This is a genomic window from Streptomyces sp. NPDC051218 (assembly GCF_044455475.1).
Lineage (GTDB): Bacteria > Actinomycetota > Actinomycetes > Streptomycetales > Streptomycetaceae > Streptomyces.
This window is the reverse complement of record NZ_JBITEU010000004.1, coordinates 237,606-258,155: the sequence shown is the minus strand read 5'-3', so window position 1 is coordinate 258,155 and position 20,550 is coordinate 237,606. Positions and strand designations below refer to the sequence as shown.

Genomic DNA, 20,550 nt, shown 5'->3' with positions numbered 1-20,550 from the left:
GCGCCCCGAAGCCTTGGGTGCAGGGGCCCTGAGGCCCCGAGGCCCCGGGTGGCTACTTCACGTAGTCCTGCCAGATCCGTGCCGGAAAGACGTTCCCGTGCTGCGACTTCGCCCCGCCCACCCCCGACAGGGGAAGCAGCTGCGGCTCGTCCGGGCTGGTTCGGAACATCGTCACGGAGGTCGACAACTCCTCGGTGGAGGCGGTGAACCAGGCCGACCTGAGGCGGTCCTGGTCGCCGGTGCGCCCGGCGACGACCGGACGGTCGACGGCTGACATGCCGACACCCCGCATCGCGTCGGCGGTCTCATCGGCCACATCCGGATCGAGCGCGCGCCGCGCGCCGGGCCGCGCGAGCCCGTCGACGGGCTCGTCACCCTTGACGACCTTGGTCACCGAGTACGGGTCGTGCCGCAGGCCGCGGCTGACGAACGTGCCGTAGGCGCCGGCCATGCGGATCGCGCTGGGGGTCGACGTACCGACGGGGAAGGTCCGCTCCAGGCGCGCCATGCTGCTCTCCAGGAGCCCGGACGCGACGGCGGTGCGGCGCACCCGCTCCCACCCGACGTCCTTGCCGAGGCGTACGTAGGTGGCGTTGCCGCCTTTCGCCAGGGCTTGGCGGAGGGTGGGGTGAGCGGCGGCGGGGCTGCTCGTGGGGGTGGCGGACTCCTGGAGGAGGCCGTCATTGTCGTAGAAGCTCCCGGCGGAAGCGGACTGCCACCGGGTGGCGCGGGTGCCACGCCCAGCCGGGGCGCGCAGGCCGTTCTCCAGGGCCGACGCCAGGACGAACGGCTTGAAGGCGGACCCGACGGGGACGCCGGTCGTGTCGGCGTTGTTGGTGAAGTGCTCGGTGGCGTCGGCCCCTCCGTACAGGGCGACGATGGCGCCGTCGGCCGGCCGCACGGAGGCGGCTCCCACCTGCACGCCCTTGTCGGCGGCGCGCTTCTTCGGGTCGATGTCGCGGTCGAGTACGCCCTCGACGGCGCGCTGCAGGCGCCGCACCTTGTCTTTCTCGAAGGTGGTGTGGATCTTGTAGCCGCCGCGCGCGAGGTCCTTTTCGGTGAGGGAGGTGTGCTGCTTGATGTACTTGTTCGCGACGTCGACGAGATAGCCGGTCTGGCCGCCGAGGCTGGTGGTGCGGGACTCCTTGTGGGGCTCCGGATAGGTGGTGAACTTCCCGCGCACCTCGGGCTTCATGAGCCCGGCCGCGACCTGCCGGTCGAGGATCCACTTCCAACGGGCCTCGGAGCGATGGTGGTTGACGGCGCTGACGGAGGGATCGTACTGCTCCGCACCCTTCAACAGTGCGGCGAGCGCGGCCCCTTGGCTCGGATCCAACTGCCGCGCGGGGATGCCGTAATAGGCGTGGGCGGCGGCCTCGATCCCATAGGCGCCGCGCCCGAACCAACTGGTGTTGAGATACCCCTGCAGAATCTCGCGCTTGCTCTTCTTCCGGTCCACCTTCAACGCGATGACGAACTCCTTGACCTTCCGCGTCACCGTCTGGTCCTGGGAGAGGTAAGTGTTCTTCACGTACTGCTGGGTGATGGTGGAGCCGCCCTGCGCCTCCTGGCCGCGGACCATGTTGACGGCGGCGCGGGCCAGACCCTTGGGCGAGACGCCGGAGTCGCTGTAGAAGGTGTCGTTCTCGGCGGCGATGACGGCGTTCTCGACGGTGTCGGGAATCTCCGAGAGCCGCACGTTCTGCCGGTTCACGTCACCGGTGCTCACCATCTGGGTGCCGTCGGCCCAGTAGTAGACATTGGCTTCGCGCCGGGCGGCCGCGTTCTCATCGGGGATGTCGACGGAGGCGTACACAAGGCCGAAGAGGCAGACCAGGGCGGAGAGGCTGAAGCCGAGGACCCCGGCCGACTGCCGCCAGGAGGGGAGCCACCGCCGGAGCCCGCGTCTGCCGGTGCGTGGATAGTCGACGAGACGGCGAGGCCGGCGGCTCGGCTTGCGGGCGCGCGGATTCCCGGGCTTGCGCGCCGGCTTCCCCTGCGTGTGTGTCCCCATGGTGGGGGAGAGGGCGGGGGTGGGGGCGGTGGTTGGCCGGGGGCGTATTAGGGGGACGTAACAGAGCAGGGCACAGCGTCCGGCACAGAGCAGGGCCCGGCCGTGGCGGCTCCCCTTGGCCACGGCCGGCCCGCCTCAACCGTGGAGGACGGCGACGCGGGAGTGCGCCGGCCGCCACGGGAGTATGCGAACCCTGACTGTGCCCGGGGGACCGGCGGAACGCGCGCCATGGGTTCACTACACGCGTTCCCAGGCGGAGCCACTCGACACGGAGCCACTCGCCGCGGAGCCACTCGGCACAGGTCGAAACGGCGAGGGCCGCGGCGGCCACGCGGTCCGTACGGACCGTACGGACCGTGCCGCGGACGCGGCGGGCGAAGTAGGTATTGCGGGCGCAACCGGCAGCCTCACCTGCGAGGCTGTGTCGCGTGACGTACGCAGTGAGTGTGGACACCCGGATCGCCGACGGCTCCTCCGAGCTGGATGAGTTGCAGCGGGTCGGCGCCGGCGCTCTTCTTGAGGACGGCTTCGAGTCCGTCGTGGAGATCGAGGGGCCCGACGGGACGGAGGTGAAACTCCTCGACACCTTCGTGGGCGTGTATCCCGGCGGGGCGCTGCTCAAGGTCTTCGTGGACGCCCCGGCGCTCGAGCTCGCCGAGGAAGCCGTACGAGAACTGGTGGAGGAGCTGCTGGAGCGTACGGAGCTGCTCGCGGAGTGGACCGTCGAGCGGTGCCAGGTGGAGCTGCATCCGGACCTGGCGAAGGAGAGCCTGGCCGCGGCCGAAGGACCGGACGCCCCGCCCGACGACCTGGAGTCCCGCCGCGCACGACTGATGGGCCTGGCCGGTGGAGGAACAGCGCCGGCCGACCGGACCGCGACGACGGTCGAGACGGAGGCGATCCGTTCCAAGATCCGCACCCTGGCGCCACGGCTGGCGGCGATCGGCGCGGGGATGTTCGGAATCCCGGAGAAGGACGAACAAGCGCCGAGGCAAGCGGCCGCCTCCGACGCCTCCGACGCCTCCGGGATCTCGACCGAGGACGCAGAGCTGGCGGCCGGGGCGCTGATCTGGGGAACGGACGTGCTCCTGGACGAGCTGTTCCAGGACGCGCACGCGCTGGACCGTGAGGGAACGAACGTCGCCGAATGCGACCGCCCCCTGTGGCTCCTGGACGAACTGCCCCCGCGCCACGCACTCCAATACGACGCGCGCTTCGCCCGCCGTTTCCTGGTGACGGCGATCTCGCTGACCACGCGGCTGACGGAGGGAAGCTTCGAGAAGCTGAGCTGCGTGGCCGAGGAACTGACGCTCAGACTGCTGCTGCGCGAGGCCGAGGTCACGCTGGAAACCTTCGGCCTCCTCGACGAGGGAGTCGCCGAGGCCCTGAAGCACTTCGCGGACCGCGTCCACGAGGACATGGACCACGCATCGCTCTACGAAGACGGAATGCCCGACATAGAGCAAGCCGACCCACCCACCCCCCTCGCCCCGACGGACCTCTCCACGTGGTTCACCCCCTTCACCAAGGGCGACTACGTCCACCCATACGCGGCGGACGAACCGGAGACCTACACCGGCCCTGACGATCAGTCGCCCGAGTACCCCCAGAAATAGCTCGGTTGAGGGCTGCCCACCCCCACCCAGCCGTCACCCCCCTCCAGCATGCTGGGAAGCCTTGTAGAGGCGGTGAAGCAGCCAGAAGCGTTCGACGAGTTCGCCCTCGCCGGTCATCGCTGCGGTCAGCGTGTACTCCGGGTCGTGGTGGCCCATGTCCTGGGACAGCTCGGGAGCGAGATATTCCGCCAGGGCGTGGAGGACGATCGCACGGCGGGCGACGAGGTGCGAAGGCAGTTGCCACTCAGGGCGGTTGTCGTCGGGATCCGTGACGCTGAGCCGTCGTCCCTCTTGTACGCCATCGTGGTAAGCGGTGAAGAGTTCACCCCGCAGGCGTTCCCGTCCGGCGTCGGGAGTCTCCTTCGTATCCAGGGCCGCAACGACCAGGGCGTCATCGGAGATGCCAGCGTGGAAGACGGCCAGCTCGAGGGCGTATCGCTGCATTCGGGGCAACAAGTGAGGGCCGAGGTCGCCCACGTAGCCAGCGAATGGCTCCTGCCGCAGCAAAGCGGACGCGACCAGATCCTGAGGAACCAGGACCCGCCGTACCGGAATGATGTCCACAGCGAGGTGAGGGCCTGCTGCCCACGCGGCGTCCAGGCGTGCGCCGGAGGCGCGTTGGAGGGCTGTGAGCCCGGCACTCCAGTCGGACGCGGATGCGGATGCGGATGCGGATGTGCCGAAGGTGAGCCCCCGCAGCAGGGGCTGCCACGCGTCGGGGCGGGTGCCGTGGCATTCGTTGGGACACAACATGTCGAACGAGGAAAGGACGAGCCCATCCTCGGCGAGGCTCAGCTGGGAATGGGCATTGACGTTCCAGAAGGCGCTGGCGGCACGGCCCAGTTGGGACAACGGCCGCAGCACCTCCTCGCGGGAGCCCTGGTAACCGTTCGACTCCACGACGACCACCGCCGATCCCGACCGGGAGACGGCGATGCGCTCGACGTCGTGGTCCACGGGGAACGTAGCCAGCGTGAGCCGTCGAGCGAGTTCAGGCCGGCCGCCGAAGACCCGGATCACGTCGGCTTCCTCCGCGCCGCGTACGACGGTGAAGGTGGCGGCCGACATCTGCCCGAGCTCGGCGAGCGGAGGGTCACTGAAGCGGGGAGCGGTCATCCGCCGATTGTGGCCCTCAGCACACGCAAAGTGAACGGCCGGCTTTCACTGCGGGCCGACCACCCCAGGTCCTCGTGGCTCCCCGCTCGTTCCGGCACGTTTGTGGCACGGAGCCTAGTCAGGTCTGGCCCACAACTGTGACGCCTGCGGCAAGCATCCTCGCGATCACTCGGTCTGCCAGGTCGTCATCACAGATAACTTCGGCCATGGGTGGATCACCTTTCAAGATCGGTAGGTAACCCTTGCCCGTGGGCCAGAGCTCCCAGCGATCACGCTCAGTGGTCCACATCGGCTCGAATTCGATCAGAGCTTGGTCGTTCATGAACACCCCCTGGCTGCACGGTAGCGCGCGCTCGGTGCAGCGTTTGGGCGGGAGCTGCCATGGCCGCCCAAAGACGCGGAACCGACCGCCTCAGCCACGGGGCAACGGCCCAGGTAGCTATCTGTGGACTGCTGTACGGCAATGATCCGCAAGGGCCGGGGGAGCAGCACCCAGCGTGACGACCCTCCGGTCATGGCACGTAAATGGCACGGAAAGGATCATGCCGAAGGGCCAGCCTCGCGGAAACCTCCCGTGAGCTGGTCCTTTCGCGCTGTGCCCCTGGCAGGATTCGAACCTGCGACACCCGCTTGAGGAGTTCGATTGTGAGGGCAACCCCACGAGCCGATGCAGCTGAGCTACGGCCGGCAAGGCCCGCATTGGGGCTGCCCCTGTTCGTAGCCGTTGATGTCATCGATGGATGTCAGCGGGCGCCGACCCATACGCCTATTGCTCCCCCTCCAGCCATGGTCCGATGGCGATCAAGCGGAGCAAGTGGGCTCCGGGTGTGGGTCAAGGCAACGTTGGAGGTCACGCCCCTAGGGCAGTCTTTAACGGTTGGTTGAGCGACCAATCCCAGGGGGGGCGCATGCAGTGGTCGACGATTGCCGCGACGGCTGTGGGAACGGTGCTGGGTGTGGTCAGCACGCTCGTTGCTGATCACAGCCGGTGGCGCCGAGACCGGGCGGAGAGAGATCGTGACGCGCTGCGCACCGCGTTCACGGAATACCTGACGGCTCTTGCTCAGGCCAGGGACGCATTCTCCCGGGCCGAACCTTCTCCGGGACGCGTCGGTAAGGCGCACCTCGCGATCGGCGAGCACGGCGTGTACGCGGCACAGCAACGACTGGAATTGGTGGCCGAGCAGCCCATCGTCGACAGGGCCGGCCAGGCCACCCTCAGCATGCTCGACTTCCATGGCGTCGTGGTTGCCGGTCACGCCTCGGACTCTGGTGAGTATGCCCATGCCTGGCGGGCCGCTCGGCAGACCCGCAGCGTGTTGATCGAGGAGATGAGGGCGGCTCTTCGCAACTGAGGGGTGGGGGGCGGGCCCCAGCCCCTCGACCGCTGCGTCCCGACGCAACTTGGGGGAGGGGCTGAGCGGGGCCAACTACAGCGCTGACCTGTTGAGGTGGCACCCAGTTAAATACTCGCGACTGCCCCTGCTCCCAGCAGCCAGTGTGTAGCCCGGCACGCCGATTAGGCTGCACTACCAGACGATTCAATCGAGAAGCGAAATAGATGCTTCCGCCCTGGCACCTTGACAGCTGGTACGCCGTGACTCCCGTACGCCTTGACGATTGATCGCTGTTGCCCGGTACAGGTATTATTCCAGGCCGTCGCGAATAGGAAAAGTACTTGAATCACGGACTGCATGCTTCGAATTGGTGCTCGACTCCCTCTTTCGATCGCATCTCCGCCGAGAAAGTAATTGCGGAGTACTAGCCCTGGGTCGCGCCGTTGAAAATTTTCCCCACTCCCCAGTTGTGCATACCACTGGTCCGGCACTTCAGGAGATCCACACGCCTGGGTGGCCAAGTAGTGGATAAGGGTGGTAGCACGGGCCGATGCCTTGGGTACTGGTTTGCCTCGCCTTACGGAATTTCGAATCCCAGGGTGGCGTTCCAGCACAGTTCTAAGCTGATCGTCCGAAACGGGATGCCGATTCTTCCATTTCTCGAGCGGGACGTTCTCCCACATCCACAGAAGGCGCAACGCGGCGGACAGGTTGAATGCGTCCTTCTCGCCCTCAGCCGCGAAGGTGTAGGAGCTGCTGCGCATTTTGCCACGATCAACTACTGTGAAAGTGTCGCCTTGGATTCCTCGCGCAACGCTATATCGTAGAGTAATTCCCACGATGATCTGCGCGGCAATTCGATGCTGCCCGTCGTAAAGCATCCCCAACTGGTCCATGGCCAGCCCCTGGTGGGTTGTACGCCACTCTCCCCGGGTCATGGCCCCCGCCCACTCCTCGATCTTACGGTCATCCATATTCCGTTGGTACCAAGGGATTCGGAGTAGAAGTTCGCATGCTTCAACTGGAGAAACGTCTTCGAATGAGAGTGAAGGTTCACCGGACCATGGGCGCGCGGCAGGGCTCCAGTTCATTTGATAGAGCCTGCGCGTAAACTCTACATACTCTTCGCCGGATACGGACTCCGGTACGAGAATTGTCTTAGAGTGGTCGTCGCTTTTGATTTCCCACCCGTGGCCGTGGCGGCGCATTGAGAAACCCGGTGATGCGCATACGATTTCCACGGATTTTGCCATGTTGTACACGGGGTGCTTTAGCTCGGCGAAGCTGTATTGAACTGCCACTATGTCGCTCTCTGCTGGGCGGAGTGTCGTAGTTCTGAGCTTCGCTTTCTATGGGCAATAGGTCAACGGATGTAATTCGTGCGGGTTGCGCATTTTTCGGCTGTAGTCGATTTGATGCGAAATCTCTAGCTATATTCGATTGTCTGTATGGTTTGAGGGTGGACACTTATTTCCATGACAGGGCGGCTGAGCGGCTCTTGGCTGGAGTTACTTTGGGGCGAGCGATCGTGCCTCGTAAGATTTCGCTGCGTCAGGCGATCTGTGTATCCGCCCTGCCCTGTGGAGGATGCCTGACCTGCGGAACGCGGAGATCATGTAGGGGTTATTTAGGGGCCGGGTACCAGTAGTCAAGGTGTAGCGAGACTGTCTGAAGGTGTAGTCAGAGTGCACAAGACAAAGGCCCAGGACCGGAGACTTGCTCTCCGACCTGGGCCTTTGCCCTTCTGACCTTGTGCCCCCGGCAGGATTCGAACCTGCGACACCCGCTTTAGGAGAGCGGTGCTCTATCCCCTGAGCTACGAAGGCGGGGCGTACTGGTGCCGCCACGGATGGCGGTTTCAGACAGGGTAGCGGATGGGGGTGGGGCGGTGGTGCTTGGTGCAGCTCAGGGCGGTGGGGGCGGCGCCCCACCGGTGCGCCGGAACCGTCGTTGGCGGCGGAGGGCCTACGGCGGCCCCATTGACCCCGTGTACGCATGCAGCCGCAAGGCCAGTTGGATTTCCAGGGCGCGTTCTGGGGACTGCCAGTCGGGGCCGAGCAAGTGGCCGATCCTGTCCAGGCGTTGGACCACGGTGTTCACGTGGACGTGCAGGGCGTCCTTCGCCTTGGACTGGCTCATCCCGCAGGCGAAATAGGCCCGCAGCGTGTGGATGAGTTCCGTGCCTCGCCTGGCGTCGTAGTCCAGGGCGGGGCCCAGCGTGCGGCGTACGTAGGAGTCGAGGTTCGTGTCCTCCCCGAGGAGTACGCCTAGGAAGCCGAGGTCGGGCAGGTCCGCGCCCTGGCCGGTGTGGCCGAGCGCGCGCAGGGCGGAAAGGCAGCGCAGGGCCTCCGCGTGGGCCCGGGCGAGGGCTTCGGGGCCCGTGGCGGGGCCCGCGGCGCCGACCGTGACCGGGGCTCCGGCGGCGTGGGTGAGCTCGGTCGCGAGTGCGCGGGCCCGGGAGCCGGTGTCGTCGGCCGGGATGACGAGGACCACGTGGTCGTGGTGCAGGCCGGACAGGCCGTGGCGGGCGGCTCGGGCGGCGGAGGAGAGCAGGAGCCGGCGGGACGCCGCGTCGCTGTGCGCCACGAACACCGAGTGGGGGAGCGCCAGGTCTACGTCCAGGCGGCGGGCGCGGGCCGTGAGGCGGCCCGGGGTGCCGGAGAGGGAGAGCAGGTCGCCGAGGAGTTCACCGCGTACGCGGTCCTCCGCCTCGGCGGCCGAGCGGCGCAGGAGGAGGAGCAGTGCCGTGACGACCCCCGCCCGTTCGAAGAGGCGTCGGTCGGCCTCGCCCAGGTCGGGGCGGTCGGTGAGGGCGATGCTGCCGAGCAGCTCAGGACCCGCGAGGACAGCGCACACCCAGGTGCCGTCGAGGGGGACGGCCCGTCCGCTGGCCCGCGACGCGGCGACGGCCCTGGCTGGGGGCGTACGGGGCTCGGCGTCGACGCGGGCGAGTTCCGTGCCGTCCGCGTCGTGGATGAGGGTGCCGCCGTGCAGGAGCGCGCCGATGGCCGTGGCGACCTCCGTGAAGTCGCCGCCGCGCAGCACGAGATCCGTCAGGCGGTCGTGCGCGTCCTCCGCCCGGCGCAGCGCCTCGCTGTGTGCGCGGATCGTCTGCGACGCCTCGTTCAGGTCGACGAGCGCGGTCCTCGTCTCCTCCATCCTGCGTGCGCTGTCGATGGCTATCGCCGCGTGGTCGGCGAGCGAGGACAGCAGCGCGCCCTCGTCCGGGGCGAAGGCACGTGCGGTGCGGTCGGCGGCGTACAGGACACCGATGACGTGTGTGCCCTGGCGCAGCGGTACGCCGAGGATGGCGTGCAGGCCCTCCTCCAGTACGGCGCTGTCGATGGGGCCGGTGTGCTTGAAGCGGGTGTCGATCTCGTAGTCGACGGTGGCGTACGGGCGGGCGGTCTGCGCGACCAGGCCGCCGAGCCCCTCGCCCATGCCCAGGCGCACGTTCTGGAACGCGGCGGAGACCGAGCCGTCCGTCACGCGCATGTAGGTGTCGCCCGCCACCGGGTCGTTGAGGGAGAGGTACGCGACGTCCGTGCGCAGCAGCAGCTTGGCCCGGTGCACGATGGCACGCAGCACCGCGTCCAGGTCACGCAGGGCCGCCAGGTCGCCCGCCGTGTCGAACAGGGCGGTCAGCTCGGCCTCCCTGCGCTGGTGCTGGTTCAGGGTGCGGCGCACGCGCAGCGCGGTCTGCGTGGCCTCGTCGATCGCCGTGAGCTCCGCGCCGCTCGCCCCGGCCGCGCGCGCCGCCGCGGCCGGCCGGGCGAACTGCTCGGCCGGCGCGTCCTGGGCCAAGAGGTCGAGCAACTCGCGCAGGGCGACGCACGCCTGCTCCCCGTGGGCGACGCGGTCGGCGACGCTGCCGTCGGGGCGGCCGTCGGCGCTGCCGTCGGCGCCGTGCGCGGCCCGGCCGGCGGTCTCTGGGGAGCTGGACATACGACGTGTCGCCTCCGGGAGCGGGCTGCGCGGGCCGCTGGTGCGCGCGCACGGGGTGCGGTTCAGCGTCCGATTGTCGCCGAGGCCGCGCTGTTCGCACCCTCGGAAGCCGGTCCCGTCACGGCGGGGGAGGCGAGCGAACGGCCACGCGTCTCCTTCGCCACGAGCACGGTCAGCGTCGTGATCACCACCGTCACGCAGACGTACAGCGCCACCGGCGTCGCAGAGCCGAAGTCCTTGAGCAGCTCCACCGCGATGATCGGGGCGAGGGCCCCGCCGATGATGGACGCGAGCTGCGAGCCCATCGAGGCCCCGGAATAGCGCACCTTCGTGTCGAACATCTCGGAGATGAAGGCGGCCTGCGGCCCGTACATCGCGCCGTGGAAGAGCAGGCCGACCGTGACCGCGAGGGTGATCACGGCGAAGGACTCGCTGTCGACGAGCGCGAAGAACGCGAACGCCCACACCGCCATGCCGACCGAACCGATCAGGGTGACGGGCCTGCGGCCGATGCGGTCGGAGAGCGCGCCCCACAGCGGGATCGTCACGAAGTGCACGGCGGAGCCGATGAGGACGGCGTTCAGGGCGGTGCTCTTGGGCAGTTCCAGGTGCACGGTGACGTAGACGAGGACGAAGGCCGTGAGGATGTAGTACGAGACGTTCTCGCCGAGCCGGGTGCCGATGGCCGTGAGGACGCCGCGCCAGTTGTGCCGGAAGACCTCGACGACCGGCGCGTCCTGCTTGGCGACCGCGGCCGCACCCGCCTTGGCTGCCTCCGCCTCCGCGCGCGCCTGGGCCTCCAGGAACAGCGGGGACTCCGAGACCGACACCCGTATCCACAGACCGATGATCACGAGCACGCCGGAGAGCAGGAACGGGATGCGCCAGCCCCAGGCCAGGAACGCCTCGTCGGACTGGACGGCGGCGAGGAGCGCGAGGACGCCGGTGGCCAGGAGGTTGCCGCCGGGGGCGCCCGCCTGCGGCCAGGAGGCCCAGAAGCCGCGGTTCTTGTCGTCGCCGTGCTCGGAGACGATCAGGACGGCGCCGCCCCACTCGCCGCCGAGCGCGAAGCCCTGGATCAGGCGCAACACCGTGAGCAGGATCGGGGCGCCGACACCGAGCGTGGCGTGGGTGGGCAGCAGACCCATCGCGAAGGTGGCGCCGCCCATCATCATCAGGCTGAGCACGAGCAGCTTCTTGCGGCCGATCTTGTCGCCGTAGTGGCCGAAGACGACGCCGCCGAGCGGCCGGGCCGCGAAGCCGACGGCGTAGGTGAGGAAGGAGAGGAGGGTGCCGACCAAGGGGTCGCTGTTGGGGAAGAAGAGGGTGTTGAAGACCAGGGCGGCGGCGGAGCCGTAGAGGAAGAAGTCGTACCACTCGATGGTGGTCCCGATGAGGCTGGCGCTGATGATGCGGGCGATACCCGGCTTGCCCGGGGCCTTGCCCGGGGCCTTGCCCGGGGCCTTGCCCGGGGCCTTGCCCGGGGCCTTGCCCGGGGCCTTGCCCGGGGCCTTCCCCGGGGTATTGCCCTGGGGACGTGGCGTTGCGGCTGCCATGGCGTGATCCGTTTCTCGATGGGGACGTCTCGCGTCCCGATGGGGGCGGGCCGCGACAGGGATAAGAGACAGGGATGTGAGACAGGGATGTGAAATGCCGTGCGGGGAGCGGGAGTTCAGGCGGCGGTCCAGCCGCCGTCCAGGGGCAGCGACGCGCCCGTCATGAAGCCGCTGTGCGGGCCGCAGAGCCAGAGCGCGGCGGCGGCGATCTCCTCGGGCTCGATCAGCCGCTTCACCGCGGAACGCCGCAGCAGTACGTCGGTGAGGACCTGCTCCGGGGCGATCTCGTGGGCGGCGGCCTGCGCGCTGATCTGGTCCTCGACCAGTGGCGTGCGGGTGTAGCCGGGGCAGAGGCAGTTGCTGGTGACGCCGTGCGGCGCGCCCTCCAGGGCGGTGACCTTGCTCAGGCCCTCCAGGGCGTGCTTGGCGGCGACGTAGGCGGACTTGAAGGGGCTGGCGCGCAGGCCGTGCACGCTGGAGATGTTCACGACGCGGCCCCAGCCGTGGGCGTACATATGGGGCAGCGTCCGGCGCAGCAGGAGGAACGGCGCGGTGACCATGACCCGCTGGATCAGGTCGAACCGCTCCGGGGGGAACTCCTCGACTGCGGCGACGTGTTGGAGCCCTGCGCTGTTGACGAGGACGTCGACGCGGGTGGGCAGGGTGTCCACCGCGGCGGGGTCGGCGAGGTCCACGGCGTGCGCCTCGCCGTCGATCGCGTCGGCCACGTCCTTGGCCGCGTCGGCGTGCTGGTCCACCACATGGACGAAGGCGCCGGCGGCGGCCAGGGCCACGGCGCAGGCCCGGCCGATGCCGCTCGCGCCGCCGGTGACCAGGGCGGTGCGTCCGGTGAGGTCGGTTCCGGCAGGTCCGGCAGGTCCGGCAGGTCCTGCGGGGGCGGCACCGCGGGGAATGGGGCTCGTCATGGCCGGAAACGTAAGGGTGCGCCGCGTGGGGTTCCCATGTGTGGGGCCCACATAACGTGGGGGCGCGGCATGTGGGTCCCGTGCCGGTCGAGGCGCCCTCCTGGTGACTGACGTCACGTCCGTCGGTCCCCAAGCTGTGCTACCTTGCAAACAGCACGTGTGTACGCCGCCTTCTGCGGCGCCGGTGCCGATCTTCTTTCTTCCGCCTCACCGAGGCCCCCCGCAGCTCCGAAGCTTCCGTATTTCTCCGAAGCCCTTTGCTGCAGTTCTTCTCTCCGCCCGACGTACGGGACGTGAACACACCGTCCTGCCGGGCCCCTCATTCGCATGTCCGCGAAAGGACCCCATCATGAGTACCGCAACGATCCCCCGAAACAGGACCACCACGACCACCGCGACCCCCACGACCACCACGACCCCCAGTACGTCTGCCGCGGCTCCCGTCGTCGCCGCCGCCGGCATCCTCGACGTGAGTCACAACGCCAACGGCCATCTCCGTACCGGCGATTGCCTCCCCAACCCCAACGACGTGACCGTCCCCTCCGCGCTCATCCGCCGACTCGGCCTGCGCGCGGGCGACATGGTGCAGGGCACCTGCGGCAAGGCCCGCACCCTCACCGACGTCGAGCGCGTCAACGGTCACTCGGCCGAAGCCCTGCGCAGGCGCGCACGGTTCGGCGACCTCACGCCGCTGCACCCCCGCGAACGGCTCCGCCTGGAAACGCAGGGTGCCGGCGGCGGCAGCGTCGCGACCCGGCTCATCGACCTCGTCGCCCCCGTCGGCAAGGGTCAGCGCGGCCTGATCGTCGCGCCGCCCCGCACCGGCAAGACCGTTCTGCTCCAGCAGATCGCCGCCGCCGTCAGCGCGAACCACCCCGAGGCGCACCTCATGGTGGTGCTGCTCGACGAACGGCCCGAAGAAGTCACGGACATGAAGCGTTCCGTACGCGGCGAAGTGCTCGCCTCGACCTTCGACCGGCCCGCCAAGCAGCACATCGCCCTGGCCGAACTCGCCGTGGAGCGCGCCAAGCGGCTCACCGAGGAGGGCAAGGACGTCGTCATGCTCTTCGACTCCCTCACCCGGCTGTGCCGCGCGTACAACAACGCGGCGTCCAGCGGCGGCCGTACTCTCTCGGGCGGTGTCGACGCCGCCGCCATCCAGGGCCCCAAGCGCCTCTTCGGTGCCGCGCGGCTCGCGGAGGAGGGCGGGTCCCTGACCATGCTCGCCACCGTGCTCGTGGAGACCGGATCGCGCGCCGACGACTACTACTTCGAGGAGCTCAAGGGCACCGGCAACATGGAGCTGCGCCTCGACCGAGGCATGGCCGAGCGCCGGGTGTTCCCCGCCGTCGACGTCACCCCTTCCGGCACCCGCCGGGATGAACTCCTGGTGCCCGCCGACGAGTTGACCGCCGTACGCGGCCTGCGGCGCGCCCTGCACGGCAGGGACGCACAGAGCAATCTGGAGACGCTGATCGAGCGCCTGCGCAAGACCCCGGACAACGCCGCCTTCCTGCGCCAGGTGCAGCAGACCGTGCCCGGCGCCGGCTCCTCGAAGGTCAACGGCGCCTGAGGCCCCGCGCATTCACGGCCGCGTGACGTGCACCCGGTAGCGCCCTTCCTCGTCGATGTCCGTCACCGTGATGCGCACGCCCGTCTTCTCGTCCGTGAACGTCTGGCCGGGCTCGTAGGTCGCGTCGGAGAGTTCCGCGTGGACGTTCGGCCGGCGCGTGCAGCCGCCGCTGTCCTTCGTGGAGTCGGAGACGGTGACCGGGCCCTGGCCCGTGTCGACCTCGGCGTCCACCCGGTAGATGAGCACTCCGGGCTTGCAGACCGCCTCGTCGTTGCCGCCACGGGTGCGCACCTCGACGGCGTACCCGGTCCGTGTGCTCAGCGGCACGAAGGCGAGCTTGGTGCCGCCCTCGGCCGGCAGCGGGCTCAGCGTGTGCTCGGTGGTGCCCGCGTTCGACGCGCAGCTGATCTGGTCGTCGCCGAGCCAGCCGAGCTTCCACTTGTGCCAGGCCAGCAGGTCGTTGTTGGCGCCCCAGTCCTCGCTCATGATGTCCCAGTGGCCGACCGCGCCGCCGCCGTCCTGCGTGTACAGGTCGGGCAGGCCGAAGACGTGGCCGTTCTCGTGGGGGAGTACGCGGTAGCCGGTCTCGCGGTAGCTGCCCGAGCCGTCGTCCTGGCGGCTGTAGACGAACGACGCGTTGGAGACCGGGACGCCGTCCGCGACGGGCGCCTCGGTGTTGCCCGCGAAGGTCACCGAAAGGACCGTGTCGAGCGCGGAAGGACCGGCGTTCGGCGTCATGAGGATGTTCACCAGGTCGTACTCCCGGAAGTCCACGTCCGGGTCGGCCTCCGCCACGATGTCCTGGACCAGCTCGCGGTAGCCGGGATCGAAGGGGGCGCCGCGTTCTATCCCGTACTCCTTGAAGCTCTTGGGCATCCGCAGCCAGTCCGGGATCGGGGACTCGGGGCGGTAGTCGAGCCGCCCGTAGGAGCTGGTGCGAAACCAGTCCGATGTCTGCGGGAAGAATTCCTTGAGGCGGTCGAGGGCGGTGCCGTCGCCGCGGGCGTCGGAGAAGTCGACCATGAGGTTCAGGGCCCGGACGGTGCCCGTGGAGCGGGAGTAGCCGGCGGAGGTGGGTACGCCCTCCGACATCTGGACGCCCATCGTGCCGTTGATCATGCACGGGCTGAGGGTCGTCGCGCGGGCCAGCGATGCGGGGCCGGCCGCCGTGGGGGACTCCTCCATCAGGCGGCCGGTGCTCGCCGATGTGGTGACCGTGAGGGCAAGGACGGCGCACGCGGCTATCGCCGTGCCACGTCGCGCTCCGCGTATCTGCTGCCTCCAGGTCGGCTGCTGCATGCGTGGGCCTTCCCCTTGCGGCAGCCGCCGGTCCTGGCTGCACCCTTCCGATCACCCTGTGCCGGTGGGTGCGCGGGCGCTCGCTGGGAGCGACCGATCGTGGGTTTCTTGTTCAGGTAGGTGTGAGCCAGGTCACATGAAGAAAGTCGTAGTGGAGGAAATATCCGGGGACTCGCTCCCCGTTTAGACCTGTGTCCGAGCGAAACGGGGAGTGATTCCCCGCATCGCGCAGCAGAGGCTCCGGCACCGTCCGGAGGCCCGACCCCAAACCTGAGGAGAGCCGTCGTGGACACCGCCACCGCCGCGCAGCGCCGTACGCCCCGCCCGCGGGCCGACGCCCTGCGCAACCGGGAGCGGATCGTCGCCGCCGCACGCGAGATGTTCGTCGAGTTCGGCCCCGACGTGCCGCTCGACGAGGTCGCGCGCCGGGCCGGCGTCGGCAACGCCACGGTCTACCGGCACTTCTCCGACCGTTCCGAACTGGTCCATCAGGTCGTCCTGCTGGTCACCGACCGCGTCTCGGCCCACGCCGAAGAGGCGATCGCGGCGGCCGACGCCGATCCGAGCGTCGCGTTCGACGTCCTGCGCCGGTTCGTCCATGCCTCCGCCGACGAGCGGATCGGCGCCCTGTGCCCGATCCTCCAGGCGGCCTTCGACCCTGATCACCCGGATCTGGTCGACGCCCGTGAGCGGCTCGAAGCCGTGATCGACGGGCTCATGCAACGGGCGCGCGCGGCCGGGCAGCTGCGCACCGACATCGCCGTCGGGGACCTGATGGTCGCCCTCTCCCAGCTCACGAGGCCGCTGCCCGGTACGGCGTGCCCGAACATGGACCGTTTCGTCCACCGCCATCTCCAGCTGTTCCTCGACGGCCTGATGGCGCCGGCCCGCTCCGAGCTGCCCGGTGAGGCGGCGACCTTGGAGGACCTCCGCCAGTCCTGAGCCCCGCCCTACCTGAGTCGCGCCCTACCTGAGTCCCGCTCATCCCGGGCCGCTCGAACGCATCGGCTTTCCGTCACTTTTCACCACACGTACCGCTAGGTGGCAACTCCCATGTCAGAAACAGATCCCAGGCGCTGGAAAGCGCTGATATTCATCGCGCTCGCGCAGCTGATGGTCGTGCTCGACGCGACCATCGTGAACATCGCGCTGCCCTCCGCCCAGCAGGACCTGGGCATCTCGGACGGCAACCGCCAGTGGGTCATCACGGCCTACGCCCTGGCCTTCGGTGGCCTGCTGCTCTTCGGTGGCCGCATCGCCGACCTCTGGGGCCGCAAGCGCACCTTCGTGACCGGCCTGATCGGCTTCGCCGCGGCCTCCGCGCTCGGCGGCGCCGCCACCGGCGAGGCCATGATGCTGGGCGCCCGCGCCCTTCAGGGTGTGTTCGGCGCGCTGCTCGCGCCCGCCGCCCTCTCGCTGCTCGCCGTGATGTTCACCGATGCCAAGGAGCGCGCCAAGGCGTTCGGCATCTACGGTGCGATCGCCGGTGGTGGTGGCGCCGTGGGCCTGATCCTCGGCGGCTTCCTCACCGAGTACCTGAACTGGCGCTGGACGTTCTTCGTCAACATCCCGTTCGCCGTCGTCGCCGCACTCGGCGCGTACTTCGTCATCCGTGAGCCGGCCGGCGGACGCAACCGCTCGCCGCTCGACATCCCCGGCGTGGTCCTGTCCACCCTCGGTCTGGTCTCGCTCGTCTACGGCTTCACGCGCGCCGAGTCGGCCGGCTGGTCGGACTCGCTGACCATCGGCATGTTCGTCGCCTCCGCCGTCCTGCTCGCCGCGTTCGTCCTCACCGAGGCGAAGGTCAAGTCGCCGCTGCTTCCGCTGCGCGTCCTGACCGAGCGCAACCGCGGTGGCGTCTACCTGTCGCTCGGTCTCGCGATCATCGCGATGTTCGGCCTGTTCCTGTTCCTCACGTACTACCTCCAGATCGTCCAGGGCTACTCGCCGGTGAAGACCGGCTTCGCGTTCCTGCCGATGATCGTCGGCATGATCACGGGCTCCACGCAGATCGGCGCCCGCCTGATGACCCGCGTCCCGCCGCGGCTGCTCATGGGCCCCGGCTTCCTGGTCGCCGCCGTGGGCATGCTGTTCCTGACGCAGCTCGACGTCGGTACTTCGTACGCCGGTGTGATCCTGCCCGGCCAGCTGCTGCTCGGCCTCGGCATGGGTACGGCGTTCATGCCCGCCATGTCGCTCGCCACGCACGGTGTCGAGCCGCGTGACTCCGGTGTCGCCTCCGCGATGGTCAACACCTCGCAGCAGGTCGGCGGCGCCATCGGCACGGCCCTGTTGAACACCATCGCCGCGTCGGCGACCACCGCGTACCTCACGGACCACGCGTCCCTGGGCGCCACCAACCCCAGGCTCCTCCAGGCGCAGGCCATGGTCGAGGGCTACACCAGCGCCATCTGGTGGGCGGTCGGCATCCTCGCGGTCTCCGCGCTGATCGCCGCGACGTTCATCACCACCGGCGCCCAGGGCGGCAACGCCTCGGCCTCGTCGGAGGACGGCGCCGAGGACGAGGTGAAGGTGCCGGTGCTGGTGCACTGATGCCTCAAGAGGGCGCCCCTGGGGGCGTCCTCTTGAGGGGCGCGGGGAACTGCGCGACCAGCCCGATCCGGCCCGCAGCTTTCTGACCGCCCCTCCACAGCGGAGCGTCTAGCGGAGCCAAGGCAGGTCCGCTCCCGCCTCCTTGGGCTGAAGTCCCTCGGCGACGATCGTCATGATCTCGCCGAGGGACTTCTGCTGTTCCGGGGTAAGCCGGTCGAAGAGGGCCTGGCGCACGGCGGTGACATGGCCGGGCGCCGTCCTGCGCAGCACCTCGTAACCGTCGTCGGTGAGGATCGCGAACTGGCCGCGCTTGTCGGAGGGGCAGTCCTCGCGGCGCACCCAGCCGTTCTTCTCCAGGCGCGCGATGGCGTGCGAGAGGCGGGATCGGGTGATCTTGGTGTTCCTCGCCAGCTCGGTCATGCGCATCCGCCGCCGCGGGGCGACGGAGAGCTGGACCAGGAGGCCGTAGTAGATGTGCGGCATGCCGGCGTCGCGCTGCAACTGGCGGTCCAAGTGATCCTCCAGGAGCGTGCTGGCCTGCAGATACGCGAGCCAGGTGCGCTGTTCGTCGTCGTCGAGCCAGCGCGGTTCCCCGTCGGGAAGGTCGGGGGGAGAAGTGGGTGCCGTGTCCATGTACTCCACTGTACGCAGCCCTTCCTTGAAACTTAAACAATGTAGAGGTAGGGTCACTCCCGAGTGAAAGCTTGAGAGTTAAAGTAAGTCGTTCCTCGTACGTTCTCGGAGGCGCCGCCATGACCGCAACCCAGGAGCGCATGCCCGCCCTCTACCTCAGCCACGGCGCACCGCCGCTGGCCGACGACGCGCTCTGGCCGGACCAGCTCCGCGCCTGGTCGGCGGAGTTGCCGCGCCCCAAGGCCATCCTCATGGTCTCCGCCCACTGGGAAGAGGCCCCCCTGGCCATCGGCGCGACGCGGACGCTGCCGCTGGTGTACGACTTCTGGGGCTTCCCCGAGCACTACTACCAGGTCACGTACGCCGCCCCGGGCGCGCCTCAACTGGCCGATTCCGTACGCACATTGCTGCGCGGGGCGGGCACGCCGGTGCAGGACATCGAGGATCGCGGACTCGACCACGGAGCGTATGTCCCCCTCGTCGAGATGTACCCCGACGCCGACATCCCCGTGCTCCAGATCTCCCTGCCGACCCTCGACCCGCGCCGCCTGATGGACGTCGGCCGCAAGCTGGCGCCGCTGCGGGACGAGGGCGTACTCATCGTCGGTAGCGGCTTCTTCACACACAATCTGGCGGCGCTGCGCCACCTGGACAGCGGTGTGCCGTCGTGGTCGGCGGAGTTCGACGCGTGGGGGCACGAGGCGCTCGACACCGGCGACGTGGACGGTCTGCTCGACTTCCGGCACAAGTCCCCGGCGGGCGAGCTCGCCCATCCGCGCACCGAGCACTTCGCGCCCCTGTTCGTGACGCTGGGGGCCGCCGAGGCCTCGGGGGACCTCGGCGGGCAGCGGAGTGTGATCGACGGTTTCTGGATGGGGCTCGCGAAGAGGTCGGTGCAGTTCGGCTGAGGCGGCTTCTATGACAGGGGCTCGCTGATCTCGATCGCGCGCAGGGCCGACGTCAGGGCCCGCTCGTCGCCCACGTCCAGTGCCGTGTCGGTGAACTTGATGACGTGCTCGTCCCCGTGCGCCAGGGCCCGCTCGAAGACCTCCTCGGGGGTGAAGGTGCCGGGCGTGGTATACGCGACCGGGGCCTTCGGGGCGTACATCGAGGTCACCGCCGCCGATGCCGTCCAGGCAGCGTGCAGGCTCGGCGCCCACAGGGTGCGGGGCAGGGCGCGCAGCACGGCGTTGGGCGCGGTCGCCGCGTGCACCAGCATCGTCTCCTCGCCGTGGCCGTGCGTGGCGTACCGGTGGGTGGCCGCCCGCACCAACTCGGTGAGCCGGCGGTGCGCCTCGTCGGGGTCGCGCACGTCCGCCGCCCACGCGGGCAGGCCCGCGACCCGGCCGAGCCTCGCGGGGAAGCCGCCGCTCTCCCTGTCCGGGATCGGCTCGACGGCGTCCAGGGCCGCGGCCGCGGTGCCTGCGCTCCAGGGCAGGAGCTCGATGCCGGTGACGCGGTGGTGGCGGGCGGCCCAGTAGCCGAGGCCGTGGGCGAGTTCGGCGACGCGGGGTTCGGTCGCCTCGCCGGTCAGGAGCGTGCGGACCGCGTGGCCCACCCGGATCACCGGGTGCGTGGAGCCGCCGTACATGCCCGGAAGGAGGCGCGGCCACCACGCGGCGAGCACCTCGCGCCACGGGCGTTCGCCGGTCTCCCTGCCGAAGTACGCGATCCAGTCCGCGGCGCGGCGCGGATCGCCGAGGGCCGCGCGCCAGTTGTCGCCGGTGATTGGCTCGACCGCGCTCGGGTACTCCTCCAACTTCGGCGCGTACAGCCCGAGCCAGCGGTGGACCGCACCGGAGTGGCCGTGCGCGGCGAGCGCCTCGACGGCCATCGGCGCGTGGTTGGTGAGCCGTCCGAGCCGCTCGGGGCCCGAGGCGTGCAGGCGCTGGAGGGCTTCGTCGAGGGTGCCGGTGGTGTCGGCCGTGGCATTCATGAGGGCACGCTAGGCGGGGTCCGGGCGGGGCGTAACGGCCTGGCGT

16 protein-coding genes and 1 tRNA gene are annotated in these 20,550 nt (G+C 69.3%); 6 read left to right on the top strand and 11 right to left on the bottom strand.

Features of this window, described 5'->3' with window-relative positions:
* Window positions 1–52: 52 nt before the first annotated feature.
* Complete coding sequence (locus ACIBCK_RS14725) at window positions 53–2,014, bottom strand: transglycosylase domain-containing protein (RefSeq protein ID WP_399390140.1); 1,962 nt, start codon at window positions 2,012–2,014, stop codon at window positions 53–55.
* 428 nt (window positions 2,015–2,442) lie between these two features.
* Here ACIBCK_RS14725 and ACIBCK_RS14720 point away from each other — a divergent pair, with 428 nt between their 5' ends.
* Window positions 2,443–3,630, top strand: coding sequence for a hypothetical protein (locus ACIBCK_RS14720; protein ID WP_399390138.1), 1,188 nt, complete (start codon window positions 2,443–2,445; stop codon window positions 3,628–3,630).
* 33 nt (window positions 3,631–3,663) lie between these two features.
* Here the strand turns inward: ACIBCK_RS14720 and ACIBCK_RS14715 are convergent, their stop codons facing one another.
* Complete coding sequence (locus tag ACIBCK_RS14715) at window positions 3,664–4,746, bottom strand: DUF6461 domain-containing protein (RefSeq protein ID WP_399390137.1); 1,083 nt, start codon at window positions 4,744–4,746, stop codon at window positions 3,664–3,666.
* 118 nt (window positions 4,747–4,864) lie between these two features.
* Window positions 4,865–5,068: a hypothetical protein gene (locus tag ACIBCK_RS14710; RefSeq protein ID WP_399390135.1), complete on the bottom strand. Its 204-nt coding sequence runs from the start codon at window positions 5,066–5,068 to the stop codon at window positions 4,865–4,867.
* Window positions 5,069–5,654: 586 nt separating this feature from the next.
* Between ACIBCK_RS14710 and ACIBCK_RS14705 the strand changes: the two genes are divergently transcribed.
* Window positions 5,655–6,101, top strand: coding sequence for a hypothetical protein (locus ACIBCK_RS14705; RefSeq protein WP_399390134.1), 447 nt, complete (start codon window positions 5,655–5,657; stop codon window positions 6,099–6,101).
* A 164-nt stretch (window positions 6,102–6,265) separates the two neighbouring features.
* Here ACIBCK_RS14705 and ACIBCK_RS14700 read toward each other — a convergent pair whose 3' ends face one another.
* The 5 genes from ACIBCK_RS14700 to ACIBCK_RS14680 form a co-directional block, all read right to left on the bottom strand.
* On the bottom strand, window positions 6,266–7,057 hold the full coding sequence (locus ACIBCK_RS14700; RefSeq protein WP_399390132.1) for a hypothetical protein: 792 nt from the start codon (window positions 7,055–7,057) through the stop codon (window positions 6,266–6,268).
* Window positions 7,058–7,836: 779 nt separating this feature from the next.
* Window positions 7,837–7,909 (bottom strand) — tRNA-Arg (locus ACIBCK_RS14695).
* Between the two features lie 139 nt (window positions 7,910–8,048).
* A complete protein-coding gene (locus ACIBCK_RS14690) occupies window positions 8,049–10,028 on the bottom strand; it encodes a helix-turn-helix domain-containing protein (RefSeq protein WP_399390131.1) in 1,980 nt (659 codons plus the stop codon).
* Window positions 10,029–10,090: 62 nt separating this feature from the next.
* On the bottom strand, window positions 10,091–11,584 hold the full coding sequence (locus ACIBCK_RS14685) for an MFS transporter (protein WP_399390129.1): 1,494 nt from the start codon (window positions 11,582–11,584) through the stop codon (window positions 10,091–10,093).
* Window positions 11,585–11,700: 116 nt separating this feature from the next.
* Window positions 11,701–12,510 (bottom strand): 3-hydroxybutyrate dehydrogenase, encoded by an 810-nt coding sequence (locus ACIBCK_RS14680; RefSeq protein WP_399390128.1) that lies wholly within the window; start codon window positions 12,508–12,510, stop codon window positions 11,701–11,703.
* 349 nt (window positions 12,511–12,859) lie between these two features.
* Between ACIBCK_RS14680 and rho the strand changes: the two genes are divergently transcribed.
* The gene (gene rho, locus ACIBCK_RS14675) at window positions 12,860–14,083 is read left to right on the top strand and encodes a transcription termination factor Rho (RefSeq protein ID WP_399390126.1); all 1,224 of its coding nucleotides are present in this window, start codon (window positions 12,860–12,862) and stop codon (window positions 14,081–14,083) included.
* Window positions 14,084–14,095: 12 nt separating this feature from the next.
* Here rho and ACIBCK_RS14670 read toward each other — a convergent pair whose 3' ends face one another.
* Window positions 14,096–15,382: a M6 family metalloprotease domain-containing protein gene (locus tag ACIBCK_RS14670; protein ID WP_399390124.1), complete on the bottom strand. Its 1,287-nt coding sequence runs from the start codon at window positions 15,380–15,382 to the stop codon at window positions 14,096–14,098.
* A gap of 285 nt (window positions 15,383–15,667) precedes the next feature.
* Here ACIBCK_RS14670 and ACIBCK_RS14665 point away from each other — a divergent pair, with 285 nt between their 5' ends.
* Window positions 15,668–16,324: a TetR/AcrR family transcriptional regulator gene (locus ACIBCK_RS14665; protein ID WP_399390123.1), complete on the top strand. Its 657-nt coding sequence runs from the start codon at window positions 15,668–15,670 to the stop codon at window positions 16,322–16,324.
* A 111-nt stretch (window positions 16,325–16,435) separates the two neighbouring features.
* On the top strand, window positions 16,436–17,935 hold the full coding sequence (locus tag ACIBCK_RS14660; protein ID WP_399390122.1) for an MFS transporter: 1,500 nt from the start codon (window positions 16,436–16,438) through the stop codon (window positions 17,933–17,935).
* A 108-nt stretch (window positions 17,936–18,043) separates the two neighbouring features.
* Here ACIBCK_RS14660 and ACIBCK_RS14655 read toward each other — a convergent pair whose 3' ends face one another.
* Window positions 18,044–18,568, bottom strand: a complete 525-nt coding sequence (locus ACIBCK_RS14655; protein WP_399390120.1) for a MarR family winged helix-turn-helix transcriptional regulator — start codon at window positions 18,566–18,568, stop codon at window positions 18,044–18,046.
* A gap of 119 nt (window positions 18,569–18,687) precedes the next feature.
* Between ACIBCK_RS14655 and ACIBCK_RS14650 the strand changes: the two genes are divergently transcribed.
* Window positions 18,688–19,476, top strand: coding sequence for a dioxygenase (locus ACIBCK_RS14650; protein WP_399390119.1), 789 nt, complete (start codon window positions 18,688–18,690; stop codon window positions 19,474–19,476).
* A gap of 8 nt (window positions 19,477–19,484) precedes the next feature.
* On the opposite strand, the gene ACIBCK_RS14645 is transcribed toward ACIBCK_RS14650, so the two are convergent.
* Window positions 19,485–20,504 carry a questin oxidase family protein gene (locus ACIBCK_RS14645; protein ID WP_399390117.1) on the bottom strand — a complete coding sequence of 340 codons (1,020 nt, stop codon included), beginning with the start codon at window positions 20,502–20,504 and terminating at the stop codon, window positions 19,485–19,487.
* Window positions 20,505–20,550 lie beyond the last annotated feature (46 nt).